This window comes from Arthrobacter sp. Soil736, from assembly GCF_001428005.1.
GTDB lineage: Bacteria > Actinomycetota > Actinomycetes > Actinomycetales > Micrococcaceae > Arthrobacter.
In genome coordinates, this window is the sequence record NZ_LMSB01000034.1 from 502,935 (window position 1) to 520,352 (window position 17,418).

Consider the following 17,418-nt stretch of genomic DNA (forward strand, 5'->3'; position numbering starts at 1 on the left):
CCAAGGCTTCAAGTTTATCGCAGCGCCGGAAACCGTGCGGAAGGCGGGCCAAAAATGGCCGTCCGCCGGCCCCCGTCGGACGCACTCCGGAGGGCTTCCCGGCAGCTCTCCGAAGGGGCACTTTGAGGCTTGTCCGTGCGGTTCTTGGGGTAATGTACGTCTAGGATGGTGCATGCGGGAAACCGAGTACTTTTGATCCTGCCGGCGGACTCCTGAAAACCGGCATACTTGCAGGGCCGCCCTGCACCTTTGAAGGGAATGTCTATGGCTCGCAGCCCTGAAGAATCGCTGAAAGCGACTTTGGGGAGGGTGGCCCCGGGAACCCCGCTGCGGGACGGTCTGGAACGCATTCTCCGCGGACGCACCGGCGCATTGATTGTGCTGGGATCGGACCGGACCATCGAATCGATCTGTTCCGGCGGCTTCGACATCGGCATCGATTTCTCCCCCACGCGGCTGCGCGAGCTGGCCAAGATGGACGGCGCCATCATCTGTGACAAGGACGCCGGGAACATCCTCCGTGCCGCGGTCCAGCTGGTCCCGGACTCGAGCATCGAAACGCAGGAATCCGGCACCCGCCACAGGACCGCGGAACGCGTCGCCATCCAGACCGGCGTCCCGGTGATCTCGGTGAGCCAGTCCATGCAGATCATCGCACTTTACGTAAACGGGCTGCGGCACGTACTGGAGGGCTCCGAGAAGGTCCTGGCCCGCGCCAACCAGGCCCTCGCCACGCTGGAACGCTACCGGTCCCGGCTGGACCAAGTCACGAGTTCGCTCTCCGCCCTGGAGATCGAGGCCATGGTGACCGTCCGCGACGTCGCAGTCACGCTGCAGCGCCAGGAAATGGTGCGCCGGATCTCGGAGGAGATCTCCCAGTACGTGCTGGAGCTCGGCGAGGACGGCAGGCTCCTGTCCCTCCAGCTGGACGAGCTCACGGTGGGCCGCGGGCCCGGCAGCGACATCATCATCCGGGACTACGCCGGGCCGAATGCGTCCCCCGAGGACATCGACGGTGCCGTCAACGCCCTGCTCAGCCTGGGCCCCACCGAACTGATCGACCTCGGCAAGATCGCCGGGATCATCGGGTTTGCCGGCGGGGTGGACACGCTCGACGCAGTCGTTCAGCCGAGGGGCTACCGCCTGCTGTCCGGTCTGAAGGCCGTCCCCAAGGCCGTGGCGGACCGGCTCGTGGACCACTTCGGCGGGCTGCAGCACCTCATGGCCGCGAGCATCGACGACCTCATGACCGTGGACGGCATCGGCGACCAGCGCGCCCGCACGGTCCGCGAGGGCCTCAGCCGGATGGCCGAAGCCAGCCTCCTGGACCGCTTCCTCTAAACCCCAACGATTGCTCCGGAAGTGCCGTTTTGGGCGTCCAAAAGGGCAGTTGCGGAGCAACCGATGGCGGAAAGGCTGTCAGCTCAGCTGGAAGACCGCCGGCGGGCTGACCTTGGCGCCGAGCTTGGCGATGAACACGTAGTATCCGCTGCCGGCGCCGGACCCCTCCGCGATCTTCGCGCAGCCCTGCACCGAGCGGCTGCGCGACCAAGGGAAGTTCGCCGTCTCGCTCTTGCCGGGGGCGATGGTCTTGACGAGGTCGTTGCTGGAGGCCTGGCAGTCGCCGGACGAGAAGATCCGGTCCGAGCCGCTGGTGACCAGGAACTCCATCTGCGAGGTGCCGATGTTCACCTTGCACGGCAGTTTCCCGCCGTTGGTGACCTTCAGGGTCAGCACCGGCTTTTCCTCCGGGCCGTAGGAGGCCTTGTTCGTGGCGGCCGTGACGGTCACCAGCTTCTGGTCACAGGTAGGTGAGGCCGACGGCGTGGCGGAGGGGCTCGCGGACGGCGCCGCGGCCGTCTGGCCACCGGTGGGCTGCGGGGTGCTCCCGCCCTCCGTGGCGGCGACCTGCTCCGTTTTGGCGGTAACGGCGGCGGACACTGTGGCAACACCGCCGGCGATCAGGCCCAGGACCAGCAGCAGCGCTCCCCCGGCGAACAGCCGACGACGGCGGTACACTGCGGGGCTCGCCTTCCGCACGGTCCGGGCCCCCGGACCGGCAGTGTTTTTTCCCGCTGTTTTTCCGGCCGGCGCCTTCGTTGCCGGTTTCTTCTTCATCGCCGATTTCTGCGCCGGAACCCGGCCCGCGCCGGATGTCGGATCGTCCTGCCTACCCATCCTTCTAGGCTAGAGAACGGCCGGGTTTATGGAGTTCCACCACGCCGGACCCAGGAACAACCATGTCCAATTCGTTGCTCAATTTTCCGTGACAACTGTCAGCAGGCTTACTAAAATTGAATTCCGGTTACCACTTACCGGGCCTAGTAGGAGAGGAGCACTGATGGAAAATCATGTGTCTGTCGGTCATCTTGAAAGAGTCCTGCTGCCGCTGACTTTTGGAAAGCACCAGAGCCACGGAACGGAGTTCACAGTTCTCGCCGTTGAGATCTGGAACACCGGCATCGTGGTCAACCTGCACCTTGCATCAACCAACGGCTCCGAGCCACACACCCCGGAAATTGCCATCTACGACCACTTCGGCACGGAGTACCGGCTGGATGAGGTTGCCACCGTCGGCGCCCGTCAGCTGCAGTTCTTTGCTCCGTCGATTCCCGAAGGGACGCGGAGCCTGACCATCCGCTGCGCGGATCCGGACGGTGCCAGCTTTGTGGTCGCGCTTGCCGTGCCGGCCGCCAATGGCCGGGGAGGCGAGACGCTGCACGGCCACGTGAAACGCCTGCCCGCCCGGCTCAACGGAACTCAGCCCAACGGGCTGGACCCGGACATGCATCAGGAAGCCAGCTGACAAATCACCGGCCGGCATGGCCGGACCGGATTTCAACTAGAGTGTTGGCATCAAAACCACAACCGTTTCCTCCGCCGCGTCCACGGACGCCCCTGCCGAAATAGAGCTGCCAGCGATCCACCGCGCCCTGGAGAACTGGTTCGGGGACGAAGCCCGGGACCTGCCGTGGAGATCGCCCGACTGCTCTCCGTGGGGCGTGCTCGTAAGCGAAATAATGCTCCAGCAGACCCCCGTGGTGCGGGTTCTCCCTGTCTGGGAAGAATGGCTGCGGCGCTGGCCCGAACCCGCCGCGCTGGCCGGCGAACCGGCAGGTGAAGCCGTCCGTGCGTGGGGCCGCCTCGGCTACCCGCGGCGCGCCCTGCGGCTGCACGGCGCGGCTCTCGCGATCGTGCAGGACCACGGCGGCGAGGTCCCCGGGGACTATGCCGAGTTGCTCGGCCTGCCGGGCGTGGGCGGCTACACGGCGGCCGCCGTCGCCGCCTTTGCCTTCGGGCGCCGCGAAACAGTGGTGGACACCAACATCCGGCGCGTCCACGCGCGCCTCTTTTCGGGCAGCGCGCTGCCGGCACCGGCGCTCACGGCCGCGGAAATGCGGCTTGCCGCCGAGCTGCTGCCGGACGACGTCGGCAGTTCCGTCCGCTGGAACGCTTCAGTCATGGAGCTGGGGGCGCTGGTCTGCACCGCGCGTGCGCCCAAATGCGCCGCGTGTCCGGTGCGCGAGCGGTGCGCATGGCTGGCGGCCGGCGAGCCGCCGCCGTCGTACACGCCCAAGGGCCAGGCCTGGCACGGCACGGACCGCCAGGTCCGCGGCGGCGTGATGGCCGTCCTGCGGCTGGCCGACGCGCCGGTGCCGGCGGAGATGTTCCAGCAGGCGCCGGCGGACCTCGGCTTCGAGGCTACCGGGATCGGCGTCCCGCTCGCCGCGCTGCATCGCCTGAACTGCGCGCCAGAGCAGCTGGAGCGGGCACTCGCCGGGCTGCTGGAGGACGGTCTCGCCGAGCTGCATCATGGCGGCTACAGACTGCCGGCCTAGCGGCTCGGAACCCGTGCAGAGCTTCTGCGGGCCGGCTTTTGATCTCGAATTGGCAGTCGTTCCGGAGTCAGGGGTAACGATGTCTGCACCAGTTTTGGCCAGCGGGTCCGCGCAGCAATGAGCCGGATCTACGCTGAAGTATGGGCAAGGCACGGGTACTTCTGGCCACAATTGCGACGACGATGGTCCTCTCCGGATGCCACATGTTCGAAGTGGCGTGTCCGGCGATCGCCCAGGCGTCGGGAGTGTCGGTGACGGTCGCGGCAAGCTACGCCCCGGCCGTGAAGGCCCTCCACTTGAAGGCGTGCCAGGACGGGGTGTGCAGGGAGTCTGACCTGAACCTCGTGCCGGGCAGCATTGCCGTGGACCTGGGCTGTGAGCCCTACGTTCCGGGACCCGGCGTTCCGAAGCCTGGCGTTCCGGGGCAAGGCGGCGCTCCGGGGACGGGCGCTCCGGGGACGGGCGCTCCGGGGACGGGCGCTCCGGAGCCCGGCGCTCCGGGGCAAGGCGTTCCGGGGACCGCCGTTCCGGCGCCTGATGTTCCGGAGCAAGGCTTCCGCGGGCCGGACAGTCCGTGCTCGGCCACGGCGTCGCCGGACGGGACCAAACGGGGAATGCTCATGCTGGATTTCCTGACGGAGTCGCCGATGGACGTCACGGCCACGGGAACTTCCATTGACGGAAGCGCCTTGCCGGTGCGCACCCTGCGCTTCACTCCGAGGGGCGATTACCCGTTCGGCGAGCCGTGCGGGCGGTTTATCTCCGCTTCCGTGGTCCTGGATGAGACCGGACTTCACCAGGACCGCTAGGCTGCTGGACCGCTAGGCTGCTGGTCCGCTGCTGCAGGTCCGCTCACGGGCGGCCTTCAGGGTTCTCCGAAACCCGCCTGCACCAGGCCGGCCACATATGCCACGGCCCGTTCCGCATCCGGGCCGGACGCTTCCACATGGAGCACCGAGCCTTTTCCTGCCCCCAGCGTCATGAGCCCCGTCATGGAGGCGCCATCGACGCCGTTCACCGTCACGTCGGCGTCGAGCGCGGCAAGGCCACCGGCGATCTTTGCCGCGGGCCGGGCGTGCATGCCGGCCAGGTTGACGAGCTCAAAGTCGCCGGTCGCGTCCGGAACCGCGGGAACCGACACAGCTCCGGGAACTCCTGCCTGACTGTTTTCGCTGCGGGCTACTCCGGCGGCGCGGCCGGCCCCTGCGGCAACGTGTGCGGCCGAGGGAACATGTTCCTCGAGCTTCGGGCGCGAGGCGGGGTAGCCGTGGGTTGCCTCGGCCGCCCGTTTGACCGCGTGGACGCTGGCGCCGCCCTGTGCCGCCACAGCGGCCGCCACGAGGCCCTCCACAATGGGCGCGTCGGCGAGGAGCACGGTAGCGGGCCCCTCCGCGAATTCCAACGCCGATTCAGCGGTCATGACGGCCGAGCCGAGGTCGGTGAGCACCACAACGCCGTCGCCGCCGGCGGCCAGTTCCAAGGCGGACATCACCTTTTCCAGGCTGGTGCCGATCCGGCCGTCCGAGGTCCCGCCGGCCGGAACCATCATCACGTCCGGCGCCATCTGGGCTGCCAGTTCCACGGCGCCGTCGGCGATCTTTTCACTATGGGAAACCACAACGATCCGCACTGTCACGCGGCGGCTCCGGCTGCGGCGCGGAGGATCAGGGCGCTCGAGGCCGCCCCGGGATCGCGGTGGCCGGCACTTCGCTCGCCAAGGTAGCTGGCCCTGCCCTTGCGTGCTACGAGGGGATCAGTGGCCACTGCCCCAGCCTCGGCGGCCTCCGCCGCGGCAATCAGCACGGCAAGGGTGTCGCCGTCGGCGGCTGCTGCGGCTGCGGCTTCGACGGCGGGGGTCCACGCATCAACCATGGTTTTGTCTCCGGACTCAGCCTTGCCCCGGGCTACGATGCCGTCCCGGGCGGCGCCAAGCGCCGCAGCGAGCCCCGCGGCATCGATGTAGGCTGCGTCGCCGAGCGCTGTGCCGGCGCGCAGGAACGCCGTGCCGTAGAGCGGACCCGCCGCCCCGCCCACCTTCGACATCAACGCCATGGCCGTCAGCTTGAGCGCAGCCCCCGGGGTTTCCGGCGGGCTTTCAGCCAGCTTGTCCAATACCGCCTGGAAGCCGCGGTCCATGTTCTCGCCGTGATCCGAATCGCCGATGGCCCGGTCCAGTTCAATGAGCCACACCCTGTGCTCCGCCATCGCCTGCGCAGAGAGCGTCAGCCATTTCACGGCCCAGTTGACGTCCAGCCCCACGGCTACACGCCCCAGCGCAGGGCGGCGGTGTGCACGGGCGCATCCCAGAGGGCAGTCAGTTCGTCATCAAGCCGGAGCACCGAGATGGAGCAGCCCTGCATCTCAAGGGACGTGATGTAGTTCCCGACGAGTGAACGCTCCACGGTGGCGCCCCGGTCCGCCAGGACCTGCGCGGCCCGGCGGTAGACAATGTAGAGCTCGCTCAGCGGAGTTCCGCCCATGCCGTTGACGAACAGCAGGACCTTGTCTCCGGAAGCCACTCCGAGGTCGCCGAGTACGGGATCCAGCAGGCGGTCGGTGATGGCGTCGGCTCCTTCCATGGCGATCCGGTGCCGCCCTGGTTCACCGTGGATTCCAATGCCGATCTCGATCTCGTCATCCTTGAGGTCGAAGCTCGGGGAACCCGCATGCGGGACGGTGCATGCAGAGAGCGCGACACCCATGCTGCGCACGTTCTGGTTCACCCGGTCCCCGATGGCCGCAACGGCATCAAGGTCATCGCCCCGCTCAGCTGCGGCGCCGGCAATCTTCTCGACCAGGACCGTGCCGCCCACGCCCCGGCGCCCCGCAGTGTAGAGGGAGTCCTCCACGGCGACGTCGTCATTGACCAGTACCGTGCGGATCTCCACGCCTTCCGCCTGTGCCATCTCCGCCGCCGTCTCGAAATTGAGGACGTCACCTGTGTAGTTCTTGACGATGTGGACCACGCCCGCACCGGAGTTGACCGCGAGTGTGGCCGGAATGATCTGGTCCGGAGTGGGTGACGTGAAGACGGCGCCTGGCACAGCGGCGTCGAGCATTCCCAGCCCGACAAATCCGGCGTGGAGGGGTTCGTGCCCGCTGCCGCCGCCGGATACCAGGCCTACTTTCCCCGCCACGGGGGCGTCCCGGCGGGTGACGAACTTCGGGTCTGCGTTGACGGTCACGAGGTCGGCATGGGCGAGCCCAAACCCTTCCACTGATTCGTCCACCACAGCGCGGGGGTCATTGATGAGCTTTTTCACGGCCGGGCTCCTGGGCTCTCGGTGCTTCGTCATTGACATCGGTCACGATGTGATTTGACCCTACTACCGGGACCCGGCCTTCGGTAGCTCTGGTTACGGCCACATGCGGAAACCACGCGAACAGCCGCTGGAACATGCGCGGAAACAGCGGAGGGACAGCGAAAGGGACAGCCCCCAATGACTGTCCCTTCCGACCTCCCGAAAGTTTATCCAGCAAATGTATAAAAAGAAAGATGTGATTGCGGGAAGGTTTGAGCAGATCTTGAGCTTTTCCAGCGCGAATTCCGCACTATCGCTGTCACCATCAAGGTGTTGGGCGGTCACCGGACCGATAAGTCAGCAGAGTCGGGGTAATAGATGTACTCGAAGCGTCCCATTCAGGGATCCGCGGGGCTGCAGATCGCTGCCGCCGCCGCTGGTGCCGCTACCCTGCTTGGTCCGCTGTCTCTGCCGGGGTTCCGGTGACCGCCCACGCCCCAGCAAGGGAGGCCGGGAAGACTCCTAGAGGTTCTTGATCATCCGGGTGTTGCCGAGGGTGTTCGGCTTGACGCGGGCAAGATCCAGGAATTCGGCAACGCCCTCGTCATGGGAGCGCAGCAGTTCGGAGTACACCTGCGGGTCCAGCGCCGATTGATCGGCCATCACTTCAAAGCCGTGCCGCTTGAAGAAGTCCACCTCGAACGTCAGGCAGAACACCCGCGAGACACCGAGCGCCGCGGCCTCCTCCAGGAGGCTCTCGACGAGGACGTGGCCCACGCCTTTCCCCCGCCAAGCATCCGAGGCGGCAAGCGTGCGGACCTCAGCGAGGTCCTCCCACATAACGTGAAGGGCGCCGCAGCCGATCACCTCTCCGTCGGCCGATTCCGCGATCCGGAACTCCTGCAGGCTCTCGTAGTAGGCCACAGTCTCCTTGGCCATCAGGATCCGCTGGTCGGCCAGGGGCGCTACGAGTCTCTTGATGGCGGCCACGTCGCTGGTGCGGGCGGGGCGAATAGTGAAGGCGTCAGTCACAGCCCCATCTTACGGCGGCCACCCACCCGGCCCGGTCAGGCACGTCAGCCGCCGACCCCCGCAACCTCCGGCAACCGATCCCCCTCAGGAAATCCGCTACCCTCACCTCCGCGTCCGATCGCCTCACCTCCGCAGCGGCCGCAGCACCCCCAGCCGGCGCCGGCCGCTCACCTCCGGCTCGGAGACTGCGACATTTACCGCGTGCTCGCTCGTTCCTCGCTTAGACGCACGCTACATAAATGCCTCAGCCTCCTTCGCCTCTTGCCGCACGGCGGCTTGGGCCCCTGGCCGCATTGCGCGGCCAGCCGCCGGCCTACCCTGCCCGGCGTTTGGCGACTTGCGCTTGAGCGGCGGCCGGAGCAGGCATTTGTGTAGGCGCCGTCTAAGCGAGGAACGAGCGAGGCGCCGGCAAATGGCTGTCCGGCCGCTGCGGAGGTGACCACGGGAGGGCGAGCCGGAGGGGACCACGGGAGGGCTCGCAGGCGGCTTAGAGACCGAGTTCGGCTGGCAGCGGCAACTCCTTGCCCAGGACGTTCTGGGCGAGGAAGTGCTCCACCACGCCGTACCAGACCTTGGCGTGCTGCGGCTGCAGGATCCAGTGGTTCTCGTCGGGGTAGAACAGGAACCGGTGGCTGGTCTGGCCATTCTCGTCGGCGGCAAGCTGGGATTTGGAGAGCAGTTCGTACCAGAGCCGCAGGCCTTCGCCGATGGGCACCCGGTAGTCCTTGTCCCCGTGGATCACCAGCATGGGCGTCCTGATGTTCTCCACGTGGAGGTGCGGCGAGTTCTCCATCGCCATCTCCGCCGTCATTTCCTTGAGCCAGTACTGGGACGCGTCCGTGGTGGGTCCGAACTGGTCCAGCGCCCACAGGCTGGCGTGGGTCACGATCGCTTTGAACCGGTCCGTCTGCCCGGCGACCCAGTTGGCCATGTACCCGCCGAAAGATCCGCCCATCGCTGCTGTCCGGCTTTCGTCAATGTCCGGCCGCTGCACCACCGAGTCCGTGATGGCCATCAGGTCCGTGTAGGGCTCCTTGCCCCAGCCGCCCCAGCCCCGCTGGATGTACGCCTGGCCGTAGCCCGTCGACAGGCCAGGGTCCGGCAACAGGACGGCGTAGCCCTTGGCCGTCAGCAGCCAGGGGTTCCAGCGCCAGGTCCACACATTCCAGGACCCCAGCGGGCCGCCGTGGATCCACAGCAGCAGCGGCGCCGGGCTATCCGCCGACGCCCCTGCCGGCAGCGCAAGGTAGGCGGGAACGCGCGCGCCGTCGGCCGCCGTCGTCTCCACCCGTTCGAGCGAACCCTCAAACCGCGGGCGCTCAGCCGGCGCCGGCAACCTGGTGACGTCCCCGGTGGCGAGATCGATCCGCACGGGCTCCGAGGGAAACTCGTAGGAGCTGCGGAGCGCATAGGCGCTCGCGCCGTCCGGTGAAACCACGACGTCGGTGTAGGCCGCCGCGTCCGGCGTCACCCGGGCGACGCTCCCCCGGGCGGCTCCTGCCGCAGCAGTGACCCTGAAAACGGGCGACGCGCCGTCGTCGTCCGCGGTGACCAGCAGGGCCGAACCGTCCGGGAGCCAGGCCTCGGGGTGCGCCCAACGGTCCCAGTCGTGAGCCAGGGGCGTGAGGTCCTCACGACCGGCCTGACCGGAAACATCGAGAAGATGGAGCTTGACCTGCGGGGCCTCCTGCGGCGTGGTGTCGCTCTCGCTGACGACGGCCAGGAACCGCCCGTCAGGGCTTACGGGCCCCGGGAAGTAGCTCATCCCTTCCCGGTCGAGGAGGACGCGCTGCGTGCCCGAGGCAACATCCACCGCTACGAGGACAGAACGCAGGTCCGCCTTGGCCAAGGGCTTGGCGAAGCTCGTGTAGATGGTTTTTCCGTCCGGGCTAATGACGGACTCCGCCTCACGGAGCCTGGATCCCGCCGTTGGGGTGAGGTTTCTGAGCTTCAGGGGCGCGGCGCTGTCCACGGTGCCGGGCTTGCCGGGTTCCCCCTCCGGCCCGGATTCCACGGCGAACAGCCGCGGCTGGGCAGGGCCGAGGTCCGCGTCCCAGTACCGGACGGGGTATTCGCTGTGCAGGATGGCCGCCACCTTGTTGTCCTTGCGGCTCTTGCGTCGCTCAGCGTCGCTGTCTTCGTCCGTGGAGCCCGCAAGGACGGAGGCAACCACGAAGGCCGCGTCAGCGTCCTTCGCCGTCATCACCTTCTCCACTCCGCCGTCCCTCGACAGCACCACCCGGGCCTCCCCGCCGTCGGCAGGCAGCAGCCAAAGGGCGGTCACGGGTTCACGGTCACTGTCCGTGTTGTCCGGATCGGGGCGGGCCGAGGTGAAGTAGACATCGCCGTTGGCCGCGAACACGGCACCGGCCTCGCCCTTGGCGCTGCGGGTGATGCGGCGGGCCTGCTTCTGCCCCGCGGGATCCACCTCCCACAGCGCGGTGACGTACTCCGTGCCCTTGCTGTTGAGCGTGGCGACCGTGGTGACCAGCCGCCGCCCGTCGGGGCTGAGGGCCAGGCCACTGACGCGCGGGATCGCCAGGTAGTGGTCGAGGTCGTGGAAGGGGGTCGCTGGTTTTTCGCGCAGGATCTCTGCGTCATCGGAAGCCATGTGGCGATTCAACACTGTCTGTGCGCTGGATCACAGGGACGTTCACTAGCGGTGAAACGGTGCTTTCAGAACAGCGGGCTGCGGGTGCTGGGGCGCTCCGGCACCGGGGTGCCCGGCAGCGGCGAGACCGGCCCTCCCCCGCACGAACGGCCGTGCCCCGCAAGAACGGCCGTGCCCAAGGCCGGTTAGGCGGGCCAGGGCCGGTTATGGGAGCAAGCATGGGGCGTTGCGGGGGCCGGGGTGCTCCGGACCGGCGAAGGGCGCTACGGCACCGCCACGACCGGCCGTACCCCGCACGAGCGGCCGTACCCCGCACGAGCGGCCGTGCCCGGGGCCGGTTAAGCGGGCCAAGGTCGGTTAAGCGGGCCAGGGCCGGTAGTGCGGGGTGGAGCGAGTTAGAGCCGGAGCGCCGCCCTCGAGGCGACGTACGGACGGAGTCGGGAGCAACACAGAAGCCCCGCCTGCTCCCTTTCGGGGCGGGCGGGGCTTCCTTGGTGCTGGAGTGCGGCTCGAGCCTAGGCGCTCGGGGCGATTTCCGGAATGCGCGGCTTGGCGTTGCCGGCGAAGGTGAACTTGGCGTCGTCTCCTTCGCCGTCCACATCCACCACCACGATGTCGCCCGAGTGCAGCTCGCCGAAGAGGATCTTCTCGGAGAGCTGGTCCTCGATCTCGCGCTGGATGGTGCGGCGCAGCGGCCGGGCGCCCATGGCGGGATCGTAACCGCGGGTGGCCAGGAGGACCTTGGCCGCCTTGGTCAGCTCGATGCCCATGTCCTTGTCCTTGAGGCGCTTCTCGAGGCGCGTCACGAACAGGTCCACGATCTCGATGATCTCGTCCTGCGTCAGCTGCGGGAACACCACGACGTCGTCAACACGGTTCAGGAACTCGGGGCGGAAGTGCTGCTTGAGCTCTTCCGTGACCCGGGCCCGCATCCGGTTGTAGCCGGTCTGGGTGTCCGTGCCGGACTGGAAGCCGGTGGCCACGCTCTTGGAGATGTCCCGGGTACCGAGGTTCGTGGTCATGATGATCACGGTGTTCTTGAAGTCCACCACCCGGCCCTGGGAGTCGGTCAGGCGGCCGTCTTCCAGGATCTGGAGCAGCGAGTTGAAGAGGTCCGCGTGGGCCTTTTCCACTTCGTCGAACAGGACCACGGAGAACGGACGGCGGCGGACCTTCTCGGTCAGCTGACCGCCCTCTTCGTAGCCGACGTAGCCCGGAGGGGCACCGAAGAGCCGCGACACCGTGTGCTTCTCCGAGTACTCGGACATGTCCAGGGTGATCAGGGCGTCTTCGTCACCGAACAGGAATTCGGCGAGGGCCTTGGCGAGCTCGGTCTTGCCGACGCCGGTGGGGCCGGCGAAGATGAACGAGCCACCGGGGCGCTTCGGGTCCTTCAGGCCTGCCCGGGTCCGACGGATGGCCTGGGACAGGGCCTTGATGGCCTCGTTCTGGCCGACGACGCGCTTGTGCAGCTCGTCTTCCATCTTCAGCAGCCGCGAGGACTCTTCCTCGGTCAGCTTGAACACCGGGATGCCCGTGGAGTTGGCCAGGACTTCGGCAATCAGGTCCTCGTCCACCTCGGAGATGTCGTCCATCCCGCCGGTCTTCCAGTGGCGTTCCTTCTCCGAGCGCTCCGTGATGAGCTTCTGCTCCTTGTCACGCAGCGCGGCGGCACCCTCGAAGTCCTGCGCGTCAATCGCGGACTCCTTCTCCATCTTCAGCACAGAGATGCGTTCGTCCATCTCCTTGAGCTCCGGCGGAGCGGTCATGCGGCGGATGCGGAGCCGGGCACCGGCTTCGTCGATGAGGTCGATCGCCTTGTCCGGCAGGAAGCGGTCCGAGATGTAGCGTTCGGAGAGGTTCGCTGCCGAGGCGAGGGCGCCGTCGGTAATGGTGACCCGGTGGTGTGCCTCGTAGCGGTCGCGCAGCCCCTTGAGGATCTCGATCGCGTGCGCAACCGAAGGCTCCTTGACCTGGATGGGCTGGAAACGGCGCTCCAGCGCGGCGTCCTTCTCGATGTGCTTGCGGTACTCATCCAGCGTGGTGGCACCAATGGTCTGCAGCTCACCGCGGGCCAGCATGGGCTTCAGGATCGAGGCCGCATCGATGGCGCCTTCGGCGGCACCGGCACCCACGAGGGTGTGGATTTCATCGATGAAGAGGATGATGTCGCCGCGGGTGCGGATCTCCTTGAGGACCTTCTTGAGGCGCTCTTCGAAGTCACCGCGGTAGCGGGAGCCGGCCACGAGGGACCCGAGGTCCAGCGTGTACAGCTGCTTGTCCTTGATGGTCTCCGGCACATCGCCGCGGACGATCGCCTGGGCAAGGCCTTCGACGACGGCGGTCTTGCCGACGCCGGGCTCGCCGATCAGCACCGGGTTGTTCTTGGTGCGGCGGGAAAGGACCTGCATGACGCGTTCCATTTCCTGCTCGCGCCCGATGACTGGGTCCAGCTTGTTCTCGCGCGCAGCCTGCGTCAGGTTGCGGCCGAACTGGTCCAGGACAACCGAACCGGCAGGCGTGCCTTCAGCCTGTCCGGGGCCGACGCCTGCGCCGGTGGCTTCCTTGCCCTGGTAGCCGGAAAGCAGCTGAATGACCTGCTGGCGGACGCGGTTGAGGTCCGCACCGAGCTTGACCAGCACCTGAGCCGCAACGCCTTCACCCTCGCGGATGAGTCCCAGCAGGATGTGCTCCGTGCCGATGTAGTTGTGGCCGAGCTGCAGGGCCTCGCGCAGCGACAGCTCCAGCACCTTCTTTGCACGCGGGGTGAAGGGGATGTGGCCGGAGGGCGCCTGCTGGCCCTGGCCGATGATCTCCTGTACCTGCTCGCGGACGCCGTCGAGCGAAATGCTCAAGGACTCAAGAGCTTTGGCGGCAACACCCTCACCCTCGTAATGTAATTGTGGTTCAGCATGCGTGCCTCTTCTTGGGCAAGCACAACTACGCGACGGGCACGGTCCGTAAATCGCTCAAACATTTCGCCACACTCCTAGCTACGACGTACTTTGATGCTACGTGGGAGATCCAGACTTGGGGAGCTTGTTCGCCACAGGGGAAACCGTGACGCTTGCGCCACCTTCGCGGCCGACTGCCGGAACCGGCCGCGCGGCGCCCAAGACGCTTCCTCAGATGCCCTCCCTGCTCCGCGCGGCCTGCCCGTGCATTGCATGCCGCTCAGCCGCAATACCGGTCCGGAATAACGGTTGATGGCTCCGTAACATTTTACGGATATGGCCGCCGCCGAAGAGCCGGCATTCACGAGCTGACCGATTACTCCGCGCCCGGCAGTTGATTCCACCAAGAGGGGATGCCTGCTGATTAAGGCGGCGGGAAAGAACCTCATGCTTAAACGACGGCGCCCCCGGTAAACACCGGGGGCGCCGTCCTTATGCTCAGAGTCCCAGCAGCCTAGGAATTTGCCTTTTGATAGGCTTCCTGAATTTCAGCCTGGATGCGGCCGCGGCTATTAACCGTGTAACCGTGGTCCCGCGCCCACTGCCGTATCTGCGCCGAGTCCTGGCTGCGTCCAACTGATGCCCTGGTGCGGGCAGGGCGGCCGGTGGACGTTTTGCGGCCGGCGGAAACAAAGCGTTCCAGCGAGGACCGCAGTTCTGAAGCATTGGCGGATGACAAGTCAATTTCGTAACTCACACCATCCAGCCCAAAGCGGACAGTTTCGTCCGCCGATCCCCCATCCAGATCGTCCACGAGGACGATATTGACTTTCTGTGCCATGAAAATTCTCTCTTTTGGAAAGGGTCCTGAATCCAGAAAAGCAGGATGTAACTATTTAAGTATCTCCCGCATTAAGGCAACGCGTCAAAACGCGCAAGGGTTCCCTGTGGGAAACCCCCGGAAAGAATGTTGCCTGTTATTTGTCTGATTCAGCCGGCGGCGCGGAAGGCGCGTCCGGACCCTGGCCTGGCCGAGGGCCGGCTGCGCTGTCCGGGCTTGCCGCAGGCCCGTCTGCAGCCGCCGGTCCACCCGGACCGCCCTGCCCGTCGGCAGCCGCCCGCGCGTCGGCTTCGGCCTGCGCCCGGGCCTCGGCCTGACGCTCGGCCTTGTCCGCATTGAAGATCGACTTCATGGCAAACCAGAAGAGCAGGCCGACCACCAGCGACGGCAGCAGGACGGCTACGTAATCCATGCTCAGTGCCCTTCGGGCTTAAGGAGCGGGAAGAGGATGGTTTCGCGGATGCCGGCGCCGGTGAAGAGCATCACGAGGCGGTCGATGCCGAGGCCGATGCCGCCCATGGGCGGCGCCCCGTACTCGAGGGCACGGAGGAAGTCCTCGTCCAGCTGCATGGCCTCGACGTCGCCCGCGGCCGCGTGCCGGGACTGCTCGGTGAGCCGCTCCCGCTGGATGACGGGGTCGATGAGCTCGGAGAAGGCGGTGCCGCGCTCCATGCCGCCGATGATGAGGTCCCAGGCCTCGATCAGGCGCCCGTCCTCACGGTGCGGGCGGGCCAGCGGCTGGGCCGACGGCGGGTAGTCGTATACGAAGGTGGGGTTCAGCAGAGTGGGCTCCACGATCTCGCCGAAGAGTTCCACGGCCAGCTTCTCGGCGTCCCACTTCGGGTCCATCTTGACGTCGTGCTTCGCCGCCACCGCGCGCAGTTCCTCCAGCGGGGTGTCCGGGGTGATCTCCTGGCCCACAGCCTCGGAAAGGCCGGGGTACACGGACAGCCAGGCCCAGTCGCCGTCGAGGTTGATCTCGCCGGCTTCGGTCTGCAGCGTACGTCCGGCGCCCACGGCGTCCGCGGCGTCGAGGATGATCTCCTTGATGCGGTCTGCCATGACGAACTGGTCAGCCCAGGCCTCGTAGCATTCGAGGGTGGTGAACTCAGGGCTGTGGGTTGAGTCCACGCCCTCGTTGCGGAACACGCGGCCCATGTCGTAGACGCGGTCGATCCCGCCCACCACCGCGCGCTTGAGGTAGAGCTCGGTGGCGATCCGGAGGGTCATCTTCTGGTCGAACGCGTTCATGTGCGTTTCAAACGGGCGCGCCAGGGCGCCGCCGTGGACCAGCTGGAGAATGGGGGTCTCCACCTCCACGTAGTTGTGGCGGTACAGGCTTTCACGGATTGACCGGGTGATGGCGGCCCGGGTGTAGACCATCTCGCGTGCCTCATCGCGGACCATCAGGTCCACGTAGCGCTGGCGGACGCGGGTTTCCTCGTTCAGCCCCGCGTGCAGCACCGGCAGCGGACGCAGCGCCTTGGACGCCATGGACCAGGAATCCGCCATGACGGAGAGCTCGCCGCGGCGGGAGGAGATGACCTCGCCCTTGATGAAGACGTGGTCGCCCAGGTCCACCAGGGCCTTCCAGTCCGCGAGCGCCTCTTCGCCGACGTTGGCCAGGCTGAGCATGGCCTGCAGCCGGGTGCCCTTGCCGTCGACGCCGCCTTCCTGCAGCGTGGCGAAGCAGAGCTTGCCGGTGTTCCGGACAAACACCACACGCCCGGTGATTCCGACAACGTCCCCGGTGGTGTCGTCGGCTTCCAGGTGCGCGTACTTTTCACGGATCTCGCCGAGTGAATGCGTGCGTTCAACACCCACCGGATATGCCTCGGCCCCGCGTTCAATCAGCTTGGCGCGCTTTTCCATGCGGATGCGCATCTGTTCGCTGGCGTCGACCGGCTCTGGGGCATTCTTGGGGGCGGGGGTGTTTTGGGAAGTCACAATCATCAAGTTTACCGGGACTTCGCCTGCCCGGCTTTCGGGCCGCCGATGCGCCGGCCGCCCTGCCGGAATTACTGTCAGGGGCGGGGCATAGACTCGGGCTGTGGAGACGTGGACGGTTCAGACGGACGACGACGGCGGCCAGCTTGAGGTGCATTCCTTCCGGCCCGCGGGCCTCACCACGGCGGACCGCAGCGCCGCCGCCGGTGACCGGCCCGCACCGGCGGCACCCGGCGTCGTCGTAATTCATGGAACCCTGGTGACCGACGCCCTGTACCGTCCGTTCGCCCGGAACCTGTGCCTCCTCCTGAGCCGGCCGGTGCACTGCTATAACCGCAGGGGCAGGGCCGGGTCCGCGCCGCAGCCGGACGACTATTCGTTGGCCACTGAGATCAGCGACCTCACGGCAGTCATGCGGGCGACCGGATCGCAGGATGTGGTGGCCCACAGCTACGGCGGCTTCGTGGCGCTTGAAGCTGCGCGCAGCATTCCGCCCCGACGGCTCGTAACCTATGACGCCGCGGTGTCGCTGTCCGGAAATCTGAACCCCCGCTGGCGTCCGGAGCTGGAGCACGCTGTGACGGAGGGGCAGCTCAACCACGCATGGGCGCTGCTGGTGCAGGGTCTCGCGACCGCGGGGCCTGTCTCCTACCTGCCCCTCGGGGCGCTCCGGATGCTGAGCATCCTGTCCGCCCGGACCAACCTCGGCGCCGAGATGCGGGAGCTGCTGCCGACAGCCGTCAGGGAAATGCGGGCCGTGCTCGACGCCGACGCGCACCCGGATGATTTCGTGGGACTGTCCACGCCCACACTCATGCTCAGCGGTGGCTGGAGCCCCGGATATTTCGCGGAATCGGGGCGCCAGCTCGCCGCCGCCGTTGCGGCGATCGAGTTCGGTGTGGTCCCGGGCCAGCTGCACGAGGGCCCCATCCGCCCCGGGAAGCGCCTGGCCATCAGGATGGCGCGCTTCCTGGACGGCACCGACGGCGGACTGCGCCACTGAGCATGCAGG

Annotated in this window: 14 protein-coding genes and 1 pseudogene; 5 read left to right on the forward strand and 10 right to left on the reverse strand. The window is 67.1% G+C overall.

The window, feature by feature from the left end; genetic code table 11:
• The first annotated feature begins 264 nt into the window (after positions 1 to 264).
• On the forward strand, positions 265 to 1,341 hold the full coding sequence (gene disA / locus ASG92_RS19335) for a DNA integrity scanning diadenylate cyclase DisA (protein WP_056631904.1): 1,077 nt from the start codon (positions 265 to 267) through the stop codon (positions 1,339 to 1,341).
• Between the two features lie 78 nt (positions 1,342 to 1,419).
• Here disA and ASG92_RS19340 read toward each other — a convergent pair whose 3' ends face one another.
• A complete protein-coding gene (locus ASG92_RS19340) occupies positions 1,420 to 2,178 on the reverse strand; it encodes a hypothetical protein (RefSeq protein ID WP_082579604.1) in 759 nt (252 codons plus the stop codon).
• A 163-nt stretch (positions 2,179 to 2,341) separates the two neighbouring features.
• On the opposite strand from ASG92_RS19340, the gene ASG92_RS19345 reads away from it, so the two are divergent.
• From ASG92_RS19345 to ASG92_RS29990, 3 genes are all read left to right on the forward strand, one after another.
• On the forward strand, positions 2,342 to 2,806 hold the full coding sequence (locus tag ASG92_RS19345; RefSeq protein ID WP_056631911.1) for a hypothetical protein: 465 nt from the start codon (positions 2,342 to 2,344) through the stop codon (positions 2,804 to 2,806).
• A 214-nt stretch (positions 2,807 to 3,020) separates the two neighbouring features.
• Positions 3,021 to 3,839: an A/G-specific adenine glycosylase gene (locus ASG92_RS19350; RefSeq protein WP_240987200.1), complete on the forward strand. Its 819-nt coding sequence runs from the start codon at positions 3,021 to 3,023 to the stop codon at positions 3,837 to 3,839.
• A gap of 140 nt (positions 3,840 to 3,979) precedes the next feature.
• Complete coding sequence (locus tag ASG92_RS29990) at positions 3,980 to 4,648, forward strand: hypothetical protein (protein WP_056631918.1); 669 nt, start codon at positions 3,980 to 3,982, stop codon at positions 4,646 to 4,648.
• 56 nt (positions 4,649 to 4,704) lie between these two features.
• On the opposite strand, the gene dhaM is transcribed toward ASG92_RS29990, so the two are convergent.
• From dhaM to lysS, 9 genes and pseudogenes are all read right to left on the reverse strand, one after another.
• Positions 4,705 to 5,475 (reverse strand): dihydroxyacetone kinase phosphoryl donor subunit DhaM, encoded by a 771-nt coding sequence (dhaM, locus tag ASG92_RS19360; protein WP_056631919.1) that lies wholly within the window; start codon positions 5,473 to 5,475, stop codon positions 4,705 to 4,707.
• Complete coding sequence (gene dhaL / locus ASG92_RS19365) at positions 5,472 to 6,098, reverse strand: dihydroxyacetone kinase subunit DhaL (protein ID WP_056631922.1); 627 nt, start codon at positions 6,096 to 6,098, stop codon at positions 5,472 to 5,474. The genes dhaM and dhaL overlap by 4 nt, the downstream gene beginning before the upstream one ends.
• Before the next feature lie 2 nt (positions 6,099 to 6,100).
• A complete protein-coding gene (dhaK, locus tag ASG92_RS19370; protein ID WP_056631925.1) occupies positions 6,101 to 7,102 on the reverse strand; it encodes a dihydroxyacetone kinase subunit DhaK in 1,002 nt (333 codons plus the stop codon).
• Between the two features lie 501 nt (positions 7,103 to 7,603).
• Complete coding sequence (locus tag ASG92_RS19375) at positions 7,604 to 8,113, reverse strand: amino-acid N-acetyltransferase (RefSeq protein ID WP_056631928.1); 510 nt, start codon at positions 8,111 to 8,113, stop codon at positions 7,604 to 7,606.
• Positions 8,114 to 8,600: 487 nt separating this feature from the next.
• On the reverse strand, positions 8,601 to 10,724 hold the full coding sequence (locus tag ASG92_RS19380; protein WP_157372281.1) for a prolyl oligopeptidase family serine peptidase: 2,124 nt from the start codon (positions 10,722 to 10,724) through the stop codon (positions 8,601 to 8,603).
• A gap of 515 nt (positions 10,725 to 11,239) precedes the next feature.
• A pseudogene (locus ASG92_RS19385) lies at positions 11,240 to 13,701 on the reverse strand (ATP-dependent Clp protease ATP-binding subunit).
• Positions 13,702 to 14,132: 431 nt separating this feature from the next.
• The gene (locus tag ASG92_RS19390; RefSeq protein WP_056631935.1) at positions 14,133 to 14,459 is read right to left on the reverse strand and encodes an Lsr2 family protein; all 327 of its coding nucleotides are present in this window, start codon (positions 14,457 to 14,459) and stop codon (positions 14,133 to 14,135) included.
• A gap of 136 nt (positions 14,460 to 14,595) precedes the next feature.
• On the reverse strand, positions 14,596 to 14,871 hold the full coding sequence (locus tag ASG92_RS19395; protein WP_056631938.1) for a hypothetical protein: 276 nt from the start codon (positions 14,869 to 14,871) through the stop codon (positions 14,596 to 14,598).
• A 2-nt stretch (positions 14,872 to 14,873) separates the two neighbouring features.
• Complete coding sequence (gene lysS, locus ASG92_RS19400) at positions 14,874 to 16,412, reverse strand: lysine--tRNA ligase (RefSeq protein WP_056631941.1); 1,539 nt, start codon at positions 16,410 to 16,412, stop codon at positions 14,874 to 14,876.
• A gap of 97 nt (positions 16,413 to 16,509) precedes the next feature.
• On the opposite strand from lysS, the gene ASG92_RS19405 reads away from it, so the two are divergent.
• Positions 16,510 to 17,409: an alpha/beta hydrolase gene (locus ASG92_RS19405; protein WP_056631943.1), complete on the forward strand. Its 900-nt coding sequence runs from the start codon at positions 16,510 to 16,512 to the stop codon at positions 17,407 to 17,409.
• Positions 17,410 to 17,418: the final 9 nt, after the last annotated feature.

What these genes read in the sequence shown, in the direction of transcription:
- disA (WP_056631904.1), top strand. Translation starts at nt 265, where the DNA reads ATGGCTCGCAGCCCTGAAGAATCGCTGAAAGCGACTTTGGGGAGGGTG.
- ASG92_RS19340 (WP_082579604.1), bottom strand. Translation starts at nt 2,178, where the DNA reads ATGGGTAGGCAGGACGATCCGACATCCGGCGCGGGCCGGGTTCCGGCG.
- ASG92_RS19345 (WP_056631911.1), top strand. Translation starts at nt 2,342, where the DNA reads ATGGAAAATCATGTGTCTGTCGGTCATCTTGAAAGAGTCCTGCTGCCG.
- ASG92_RS19350 (WP_240987200.1), top strand. Translation starts at nt 3,021, where the DNA reads ATGCTCCAGCAGACCCCCGTGGTGCGGGTTCTCCCTGTCTGGGAAGAA.
- ASG92_RS29990 (WP_056631918.1), top strand. Translation starts at nt 3,980, where the DNA reads ATGGGCAAGGCACGGGTACTTCTGGCCACAATTGCGACGACGATGGTC.
- ASG92_RS19380 (WP_157372281.1), bottom strand. Translation starts at nt 10,724, where the DNA reads ATGGCTTCCGATGACGCAGAGATCCTGCGCGAAAAACCAGCGACCCCC.
- ASG92_RS19390 (WP_056631935.1), bottom strand. Translation starts at nt 14,459, where the DNA reads ATGGCACAGAAAGTCAATATCGTCCTCGTGGACGATCTGGATGGGGGA.
- ASG92_RS19395 (WP_056631938.1), bottom strand. Translation starts at nt 14,871, where the DNA reads ATGGATTACGTAGCCGTCCTGCTGCCGTCGCTGGTGGTCGGCCTGCTC.
- lysS (WP_056631941.1), bottom strand. Translation starts at nt 16,412, where the DNA reads ATGATTGTGACTTCCCAAAACACCCCCGCCCCCAAGAATGCCCCAGAG.